The organism is Haloferax sp. s1, assembly GCF_058382125.1.
The window spans coordinates 747-9,687 of the sequence record NZ_JBZRPK010000610.1 but is presented as its reverse complement, the minus strand read 5'-3'; the positions used below and the strand labels follow the sequence as shown (position 1 = coordinate 9,687).

Genomic DNA, 8,941 nt, shown 5'->3' with positions numbered 1-8,941 from the left:
CCAGGAGCGTATCGACGACATGGTCCGCGGCCTCGAAGACGACGTCCTCGAAGCGACCCTCGCCGACCGCGACATCGAGGGCTCTATCGACGACGAAGAGACGATGACGGCGCTCGTCGACGACTTCCTCGACAAGATTCACGTCGCGAAGGCGTTCAACTCCAACCACCAGATTCTCCTCGCTGAGAAGGCCAAGGAACTCGCTGGCGACCACGAAGACTCCGACTGGCCGGTTCGCCTGCTTTGTGTCGACTCCCTTACGGCCCACTTCCGCGCCGAGTACGTCGGTCGCGGCGAACTTGCCGAACGCCAGCAGAAGCTCAACAAGCACCTCCACGACCTGATGCGCATCGGCGACCTGTTCAACACTGGCATCCTCGTGACGAACCAAGTCGCGTCGAATCCCGACTCCTACTTCGGCGACCCGACGCAGCCTATCGGTGGCAACATCCTCGGCCACACCTCGACGTTCCGTATCTACCTCCGCAAGTCGAAGGGCGACAAGCGTATCGTCCGCCTCGTCGACGCGCCGAACCTCGCCGACGGTGAGGGCATCATGCGCGTGCAGGACGCCGGTCTCAAGCCCGAATAGATTCGGTTCGAACCGCTCTCAGACTCCATATTTCTTCCCCCCTTTCAGTCTCTGAGCGCCAGCAGTCGTGCTTAGTTTCCTATTTACCGCCCTATCTGGACGTTCCCATCTTGATATATTTGGACTTTAAACACACCCTACTGCCCACTTGTTCTCATAATCTTGGAACTACAGTCCAATACTATCTCTTTCGAGAACCACTATTCATATAGGTGAACACAATGACGAAACGAATCGTAGTCGTTGGCGGTGGTACCGGCGGTACGGTGGTTTCGAACCGCCTCGCCGAGGAACTCGCGGCGGAGGTGGATACGGGCGACGTAGAACTCGTCCTTGTCACCGACGATACCAAGCACGTCTACAAGCCGGTCTTCCTGTACGTCCCGTTCGGACTCGCGGAACCGGAAGACGGCGTCCGAGACCTGCGAGAACTCGTCGACGAGCGAGTGAACATCGTCATCAACCGGGTTCGTCGCGTCGACACCGAGGAAAAACGGCTCTACTGCCAAGACGGCGACGAAGTTATCGACTACGACACACTCGTCCTCTCGACCGGTGCGAAACTCGACCCCGACGCGGTTCCCGGATTCAAAGAGGGTGCTCATCACTTCTACAGCGCCGCTGGTGCCGAACAACTTCGTGAGGCACTCGCCGAATTCGACGGCGGTCGCCTCGTCTTGAGCGTCGTCGGGACTCCGCACATGTGCCCGGCCGCACCGCTCGAATTCACGTTCATCGTAGAGGATTGGCTGCGCGACCAGGGACTCCACGAGGACACCGAACTCGTCTACACGTATCCCATCGAGCGGAGCCACGGGAAACCCGAAGTCGCCGCGTGGGCTGACCCCATTCTCGCCGAACGGGGCGTCCGCGTCGAAACCGACTTCGTCGTTGACGCTATCGACCCCAATGACCGGGCCGTCCACGCCGAAAACGGCGGGGAAGTCGAATATGACCTGCTCGTCGGCATCCCGCCGCACCGGGGCGACGACCTGATACTCGAATCGGGTCTCGGCGACAACGGCTGGGTCGAAGTCAACCAGCGGACGCTCGAAGCAACGGACGCAGCGGACGTGTACGCCATCGGCGACACAGCGTCGTTGCCCGTTCCGAAAGCAGGGAGTGCAGCGCACTTCCAGGCGTTTGCTGTCGCAGACCGTATCGCCTCGAAGGTCCGGAACCACACGCCCACGAAGAAGTACGACGGCAAGACGGTCTGTTTCGTCGAGACCGGACTGGACGAAGCGTCGTTCGTCTCGTTCGACTACGAGACGCCCGCGACGATGCGCCGGCCGTCGAAGACGATCCACTGGGCGAAACACGCGTACAACGAATCGTACTGGCTGACCGCCCGCGGGATGCTTTGAGGTGAGAACAATGCAGAACCAAGAAAACTCACAACCGACCGAACAGGCGGTGCCCGACGAACTCGTTCGGGCCATCGAGAACAACCCCGAAGAGGTCGCCGTCCTCGTCGAGCGACTCGGCCTCATCAACGACCTCGTCGATGTGGTCGAACTCGGTATGGACGCGGTTGACGACGAAATGGTGCACTCGCTTGCTGGGACTGGCAGCAGACTCGCTGAAGTCGCCGACGACGCTTCGGACCCCGAGACAGTCGCCGGAATGAAGCGCCTGCTCCGCGCTGTCGGCGATGCGGAAGAAGCCGAGGCCGAACCAGTCGGTGCAGTTGGTCTCCTTCGTGCGACCCGGGACCCGGAAGTGAAGGCCGGACTCGGCTACCTTGTTGCGCTGGCCGCTGCGCTCGGCGCGCGGACGGATGAAGAATAGGTCACAGACCAGACGAAGCTAGTCGTCGTCTTCGGTTTTCGTCTTCTCGATTTCTATCTCGCCGTCGTGAATCTTCGCGCCGTCCTGTGCGACCTGTCGCGCGAGGACGGCGCACTTGACACGCATCGGCGAGATGTCAACGCCGAGCATCTCCGTGATGTCGTCGGTGTCCATCTCGTTCAGTTCCGAGAGCGTCGTGCCCGGGAGTCGCTGGGTGAGCATGCTCGCGGACGCCTGACTGATGGCACAGCCATCGCCGGAGAACGCGACGCGCTCTATCGTCTCGCCGTCATCGGCGAGCTGCACGTCCATCGTAATCGTATCGCCGCAGGAGGGGTTTTCCCCCGTGTGAGTGTACGTCGGCGATTCGAGCCGACCGTGGTTTCGGGGGTTCTTGTAGTGGTCCAAAATCTGCTGACGATACATATCTGAGCCAATGCCCATTGGTGTTCGTCGGGGCTACGCCCGAGCGCCGTAAAAGGATTCCGGGGCCGCGAATCGGTCGATTTCGCCGGTTATACTCGTTCAGTACGAGGGGTGACTCAGGCGAACAGTTCGCGGGCCACGTCGAGCCCTTCGACCAACTTGTCGACTTCTTCCTTCGTGTTGTAAATGTAGAAGGACGCTCGCGTCGAGGCGGCAGCGCCGAGTTTGTCGTGGAGCGGTTGCGTACAGTGGTCACCGGCGCGGATGGCGACGCCCTGCTCGTTGAGGATGCTGGAGAGGTCGTGGGCGTGGACGCCTTCGAGGTTGAAAGAGACGAGGCCACCGCGGTCGTCGCCCGGCGGGCCGTAGATTTCGATGTCGTCGAACTCGGTGAGGCGGTCGTAGGCGTACTTTGCAAGGAGTTCCTCGTGAGCCTGCACGTTCTCCATGCCGATGTCGTCGAGGTAGTCGACGGCGGCGGCGAACGCGATACCCTCCGCGATAGGCGGCGTTCCGGCTTCGAACTTCCACGGAAGGTCCTCCCACGTGGCATCCTCGAAGGTGACGCGGCGAATCATCGAGCCACCGTAGAGGTACGGTTGCATCTCTTCGAGAATGTCGCGCTTGCCGTAGAGCGCGCCGATGCCAGTCGGACCGCACATTTTGTGGCCCGAGAAGGCGAAGAAGTCGGCGTCGATGGCTTCTACGTCGACCGGACGGGTCGGTGCCGACTGTGCGCCGTCGACGAAGATGTACGCACCAACCTCGTGAGCCATGTCCGCGAGGTCGGAGACGGGATTGATGGTCCCGAGCGTGTTCGAGATGTGGACGACAGAGACCATCTTCGTCGTCTCGTCGATGAGTTCCTTCGCGTGCTCCATGTCGAGTCGGCCGTCACTGCCGACGCGGATGTAGCGCACTTCAGCGCCGGTCTTCTTGGCGATTTGCTGCCAGGTGACCAGCGAGGCGTGGTGTTCCATCTCGGTCAGAACGACAGAGTCGCCCGGGCCGAGTTCTTCGAGGCCCCACGCGTAGGCAACGGTGTTCATCGCCTCGGTGGTGTTCTTAGTGAAGGCGACTTCTTCACGACCGCCGGAGGCACCGATGAACTCGGCGACTCGGTCGTGAGCCTCCTCGTAGGCGACGGAGGCCTCTTGGCTCATGTGGTGAATACCACGGTGGACGTTCGAGTTGTAGCCGTGGTAGTAGTCGACCATCGCGTCGACGACTTGCTTCGGGGTGTGACTCGTGGCGGCGTTGTCGAGATAGACCAGCGGGATGGTATCGTCGTCGTGCTCGCCCGGCGTCGAAGTGTCGCCGCCGACGTTCCGCTGGAGAATCGGGAAGTCCGCGCGGATGGCGTCGACGTCGACGGGATACGATTCCTTCGCTTCCATTAGGCGTGAGTTACGGCCGTAGGCACAACACGTCTTCGGTCCCGGCGTTGTTGCGAAACCGATTTCCGTTGCGTGAGGCGGCGACTGCTGCCGGAATCGATGACAGTCGCGGGTGCTGAACGGTGTGCAGAGAGTCGAGCAGTGGCGGCGCACGATTCGAAATCACGGGTATCGAACGCTTGCAGGACGACGGGAACGAGTAGAACAGACGGCGACGACTCAGCGAAGCCAGAGCAGTTGTGCGTGGAGCGTCCCACCGACTTCGAGAACCGTCTCTTCGTCCACGAGTCCGGCGTCGATGGCGACGGTGACGGATTCTTCGCCGACGATGTTGGCGACGGTGGCACGGGTAAGACTCTCCACGACGGTATCTTCGTCGGCCTTTTCGGCTTCTTCGCCGCCGTAGAAGTCCTCCGTCACGTCCAGCGAGACGCCGCCGTCGGTGTACGTCTCACCGAGACAGTCGGCGTCACAGACCGAAACGAGGAGTCCTTCGGGCGTCTCTCGTTCGCGAAGCAGCATCAGTAGTCCTCGACGAGCTCCGCTTCGGCCTGCTCGCGAATGTCGTCGGCCTGCTGCTGCGCCTGTTCGGCTGCTTCCTCGCGGCCGAGTTCTTCGAGTGCGCGTGCCTTCTCTTCGTGGACGGCGGGAGTGCGCATACCGAGGCGGATGGCGTTGTCGAAGGCGTTGACGGCGTCTTCGTTCAGGCCACGCTCGTGGAGGAAAAAGCCGCGGTTGTACCACGCCTGCGCGAAGCGCGGGTCGAGTTCGACGGCGCGCTCGGCGTGGTCCAGCGCGTCGGCGGTTCGACCCGACTCCCAGAGCGCGTACGCGAGGTTCGTGTGTGTCGTCGCGGCGTGCTCGCTATCGTCGTCGACGCGGAGCGCCTCGTGGTACGAGCCGATTGCTTCGTCCCACTCTTCGAGTTGCGCGTGTGCCGCGCCTTTGTTCACCCACGCCTCCTGTTGGAGGGGTGAGCCGTCTTCAGCGAAGCGAGCGGTTCGCTCGAACGCTTCAGTGGCTTCCTCGAAGCGGTTGATTTGCATATACGAGAGGCCGACGTCGAGCAGTTGCTCCACGTCAACGTCCTCAGGGTCGATGTTCCGCTGGTCGAGGATGTCCGTGAGGACGCGCGAGTCGACCGGGTCGACCTTCGTCGGGTCCACCGAGAGTTCGGGCGGGTCGAGCGAGAAGTCAGAGTAGTCCTCGTCGAACCCCTGCCCTTCTGAGAATCGGTGGGGCCGCTTGCCGTCGTCGGTCATATAGCCGCGCTTGGGTGTCACGGCGGTTAAACGCTACGTCAGAGCGGCGACACCGACCGCTTTTTAGCCTCGCGGGGGTGACCGTCTGCGAATGACTACCCCTGCGACAACTGTGGTTTCGTTCGTCCGGCACGCCCACTCGCCGTACATCCCGGATGCCGAACGGAGCCGTGGTCTCTCGCGTCGTGGACGCCGCGATGCCGCCCGCATCACCGCTCACCTCGCCGATGTCGCTGACGTGGTCGCCACGAGTCCGTACAAGCGTGCCCGGGCGACCGTCGAAGGCGTCTCTGACGCTGCCGGCGTCCCGCTGGTCGTTGACGAGGACCTTCGCGAACGCGAACTTGCAGGAGAACACGTCGAGGACTTCGATACCGCCGTCGAACACCTCTGGGCGAACCCCACGGCGTCCCACCCCGGCGGTGAATCACACTCCGAAGCACAGGCCCGCGGCGTGGCGGCGGTGGACCGACTCGTCGAAGCCTACCCCGACCGGCACGTCGCCGTCGGGACCCACGGGACGCTCATGGCGCTCGTGTTCAACGCCTACGACCCGCGCTACGGCTACGAGTTCTGGGATGGACTCTCGATGCCTGACGTATACGAAGTGACATTCGTCGACGACAATCCCCTCAGCATCGTTCGGACGTGGGTTCCCCCGGATGAACGGTCTGACGTGGGCGACCGCGACCCGACAGCAGGGGTCGGCGATGCGGATGGCTCCGGTCCCTGAGCTGAATGCATTCAGTCTCTGAGATGGGGGTGCTGAGCTGTCCCCGTGTTGCCCCCGGCGGAACCTTAACGTCCGTTTCCGGCCACTATTCTACCATGCGACTGTTCCTCGCTATCGACCTCCCGTCGTCGCTCTCGGAGGATGTCGCTGCGGTGCAAGAACTGCTCTCTGACGCCGACAGCCTCCAGTTCACCGACCCCGAACAGGCGCACGTCACGCTGAAATTCCTCGGTGAGACATCGCCGGACCGACTGGACGAAGTCGAAGACGCGGTCGAGGATGCGCTCGACGCGGCCGATGTGGACCCGTTCGACGCCTCGGTCGGCGGACTGGGCGTCTTCCCATCGCTCGACTACATTCGCGTCATCTGGACCGGCGTTACCGACGGTGCCGACGAAATGACCCGACTTCACGAGGCTCTCGAACGGGAGACAACGGCGCTCGGATTCGACGCCGAAGACCACGAATTCTCACCGCACATCACACTCGCCCGCATGAACGACGCCCGAGGGAAAGCCCACGTGCGGCGGGTCGTCGAGCAGGAGGCCCCAACTATCGGAACGTTTCGGGTTCGGGAGGTTCGGCTGAAAAAGAGCGAACTCGGACCCAACGGTCCCGAGTACGGGACTGTCGAGCGGTTTTCGCTGTAGCGCCGATTCGTCGTCACCCGCTCGACTACGGCTTCGTCAATCGTCCGTCGGCTTACGCTGTTGGCGAGCCATAGCGCGCCGGAGTTCACTCCGAATCGCGTCCCGCTTGAACAGGAGAAAGCCGACGAAGATGAGCACGAATCCGACGACGGTCGTCTTTGTTGGGGCCCGCTCGATAATAACCCACTCCGCGAGCGCGGCGAAAATCGGGATGACGTACTCCAGAATGCTCACCTCGATGGGTCCGATTCGGTCGAGGAGCCAGAAGTACAGTAAGAACCCGCCCGCACCCGCGACGACGGCGAGATAGCCGGTCGCGACCAACGCTTGCGGAGTCCACACCGCCCCAGCGGCGGACTCCCACGGGAGCGCGATACTCGTCACGTGAAGCGTGACAGCACCGATGAGCATCATCCACGATTGCACAGCCAGTAACGACATATCCGTCTCGCTGTCGTGGGTGAGCACCGCGCCGAGGGCGAAAGCAATCGCAGAGCTGAACACCAACACTGCCCCGACGAGGTTCGACGACAGCAGGTTCTCGGGGTCCGGGTTGGCGATGACGACGAGACCGAGGAATCCGAGGACCAGTCCCGCTATTTTGATGGGGGAGAGCCGTTCTCGGGTGGCCGTCAAACGGGTGAGCGTGGGCGTCGCGAGCGGGATGATGCCGAGGAGAACCGATGCGACTGACCCGGGAATGTACACCTGACCGGAGAACAGGAGCGCGTGGTGTGCGCCGATGCTGAACACGCCCCCAGCGAGAATCGGCCGCCACTCGCTCCGTTCGGTCGGGACGAATCGGTCGCCGCGGGCGACGGTGAGAGCGAACAATAAGAGGGCCGCAATGTCGAATCGGACCGCTCCAAGAAACGCTGGTGGAACCGATTCAAGGGCGATGTCGGTGGCGAGAAAGGCGCTTCCCCAGACGGCGGAAAGTGCTACAAAGACGACGAGTGTACGGGCCCGACCCATTCGGTTCAGACGTTTCCGTCGGCGGTACTGAATTGGTTGGTTCGCGGACGTGCTTGCCGCTGAGATATCGAAGGACTGTCGGCTCGCACGTGCGGACGCATCTCACACGGCTAAAACGCGAAGGAACAAGATTTTATGCGGAGGATGGAAAGTGTAGCCCACTATGGGTAAGAAGTCGAAGGCTAAGAAGAAGCGTCTGGCGAAGCTCGAGCGCCAGAACAGTCGTGTCCCCGCGTGGGTCATGCTCAAAACTGATATGGAAGTTTCGCGAAACCCCAAGCGTCGCAACTGGCGGCGGAGCAACACGGACGAGTAAGCAATGAGCGCAAACGACTTCGAGGAGCGCGTCGTCACCGTCCCGCTCCGCGACGTGAAGGCAGTCCCGTCCCACGAGCGCGCAGGTCGCTCGATGAAAATCATCCGCGAACACCTCGCGAAGCACTTCAAGGTCGACGCCGAAAACGTGCGCCTCGACCCGCAGATCAACGAGGACATCTGGGAGCACGGTCGGCAGAGCCCGCCGAGCAAGTTCCGCGTCCGCGCTGCCCGTTTCGACGAGGACGGCGAGTCGATCGTCGAAGCCGAACCGGCCGAGTAAACGGTGCTCCGCGCCTCCTTCGCCGGTTCGTCCTACATCGGCGTCTTCGCTCGGGCAACCGACGATGTGCTTCTCGTCCGCCCGGACGCCGACGACTCGCTCGCCGAGCAGATGGCCGAAGAACTCGACGTGCCGGTGGTCCAGACGACCATCGGCGGGTCCGGCACTGTCGGTGCGTTAGCGACAGGTAACGAGAACGGTCTTCTCGTCTCGAGTCGTGCGACGACCCGCGAAAAGGAGGCCCTCGAAGACGCTGTAGACCTTCCTGTCTACGAGCTTCCCGGTCGTATCAACGCCGCCGGAAACGTCGTTCTCGCGAACGACTACGGCGCGTACGTCCACACGGACCTCTCCGACGAGGCCGTCGCAGCCGTCGAAGACGCGCTGGACGTGCCCGTCGAACGCGGCGACCTCGCCGACGTTCGGACCGTCGGGATGGCGGCCGTCGCCAACAATCGCGGCGACCTCTGCCACCCGAAATCTCGGGAACCCGAACCCGAGGCGCTCGAATCGCTCC

The 8,941-nt window shown here is 62.5% G+C and carries 13 protein-coding genes; 8 read left to right on the top strand and 5 right to left on the bottom strand.

The genetic code is table 11. The annotated features are described in order from the left end of the window. The 3 genes from radA to QT222_RS12645 all read left to right on the top strand — a co-directional run. A partial coding sequence (radA, locus tag QT222_RS12655; RefSeq protein ID WP_491477381.1) for a DNA repair and recombination protein RadA occupies positions 1 to 592 on the top strand: 592 nt, incomplete at its 5' end. 221 nt (positions 593 to 813) lie between these two features. After that, entirely contained in the window at positions 814 to 1,959 is a 1,146-nt protein-coding gene (locus tag QT222_RS12650; RefSeq protein ID WP_004058597.1) for an NAD(P)/FAD-dependent oxidoreductase, read from the top strand. A gap of 10 nt (positions 1,960 to 1,969) precedes the next feature. Then, positions 1,970 to 2,383 carry a helical membrane plugin domain-containing protein gene (locus QT222_RS12645; protein WP_004058595.1) on the top strand — a complete coding sequence of 138 codons (414 nt, stop codon included), beginning with the start codon at positions 1,970 to 1,972 and terminating at the stop codon, positions 2,381 to 2,383. Positions 2,384 to 2,401: 18 nt separating this feature from the next. On the opposite strand, the gene sufU is transcribed toward QT222_RS12645, so the two are convergent. The 4 genes from sufU to QT222_RS12625 all read right to left on the bottom strand — a co-directional run bounded on the left by sufU (position 2,402) and on the right by QT222_RS12625 (position 5,468). Next, positions 2,402 to 2,827 carry a Fe-S cluster assembly sulfur transfer protein SufU gene (gene sufU / locus QT222_RS12640; RefSeq protein WP_004058592.1) on the bottom strand — a complete coding sequence of 142 codons (426 nt, stop codon included), beginning with the start codon at positions 2,825 to 2,827 and terminating at the stop codon, positions 2,402 to 2,404. A gap of 98 nt (positions 2,828 to 2,925) precedes the next feature. Continuing rightward, entirely contained in the window at positions 2,926 to 4,206 is a 1,281-nt protein-coding gene (sufS, locus tag QT222_RS12635; RefSeq protein WP_004058583.1) for a bifunctional cysteine desulfurase/selenocysteine lyase SufS, read from the bottom strand. A gap of 219 nt (positions 4,207 to 4,425) precedes the next feature. After that, positions 4,426 to 4,728: a DUF424 domain-containing protein gene (locus QT222_RS12630; protein ID WP_004058581.1), complete on the bottom strand. Its 303-nt coding sequence runs from the start codon at positions 4,726 to 4,728 to the stop codon at positions 4,426 to 4,428. Then, on the bottom strand, positions 4,728 to 5,468 hold the full coding sequence (locus QT222_RS12625; RefSeq protein ID WP_004058579.1) for a tetratricopeptide repeat protein: 741 nt from the start codon (positions 5,466 to 5,468) through the stop codon (positions 4,728 to 4,730). The genes QT222_RS12630 and QT222_RS12625 overlap by 1 nt, the downstream gene beginning before the upstream one ends. Positions 5,469 to 5,559: 91 nt before the next feature. On the opposite strand from QT222_RS12625, the gene QT222_RS12620 reads away from it, so the two are divergent. Together QT222_RS12620 and thpR are read left to right on the top strand one after the other, a co-directional pair. Then, positions 5,560 to 6,201, top strand: coding sequence for a histidine phosphatase family protein (locus QT222_RS12620; protein WP_491477380.1), 642 nt, complete (start codon positions 5,560 to 5,562; stop codon positions 6,199 to 6,201). Positions 6,202 to 6,296: 95 nt separating this feature from the next. Beyond that, positions 6,297 to 6,851, top strand: coding sequence for an RNA 2',3'-cyclic phosphodiesterase (thpR, locus tag QT222_RS12615; RefSeq protein ID WP_491477379.1), 555 nt, complete (start codon positions 6,297 to 6,299; stop codon positions 6,849 to 6,851). A 36-nt stretch (positions 6,852 to 6,887) separates the two neighbouring features. Here thpR and QT222_RS12610 read toward each other — a convergent pair whose 3' ends face one another. After that, positions 6,888 to 7,826: a DMT family transporter gene (locus tag QT222_RS12610; protein ID WP_491477378.1), complete on the bottom strand. Its 939-nt coding sequence runs from the start codon at positions 7,824 to 7,826 to the stop codon at positions 6,888 to 6,890. Positions 7,827 to 7,989: 163 nt separating this feature from the next. Here QT222_RS12610 and QT222_RS12605 point away from each other — a divergent pair, with 163 nt between their 5' ends. The 3 genes from QT222_RS12605 to QT222_RS12595 form a co-directional block, all read left to right on the top strand. Then, positions 7,990 to 8,142, top strand: coding sequence for a 50S ribosomal protein L39e (locus QT222_RS12605; protein ID WP_004058569.1), 153 nt, complete (start codon positions 7,990 to 7,992; stop codon positions 8,140 to 8,142). A 3-nt stretch (positions 8,143 to 8,145) separates the two neighbouring features. Next, positions 8,146 to 8,424, top strand: coding sequence for a 50S ribosomal protein L31e (locus tag QT222_RS12600; protein WP_004058568.1), 279 nt, complete (start codon positions 8,146 to 8,148; stop codon positions 8,422 to 8,424). A gap of 3 nt (positions 8,425 to 8,427) precedes the next feature. Next, positions 8,428 to 8,941 (top strand): translation initiation factor IF-6 (locus QT222_RS12595; RefSeq protein WP_491477377.1); only part of this gene is annotated, 514 nt, incomplete at its 3' end.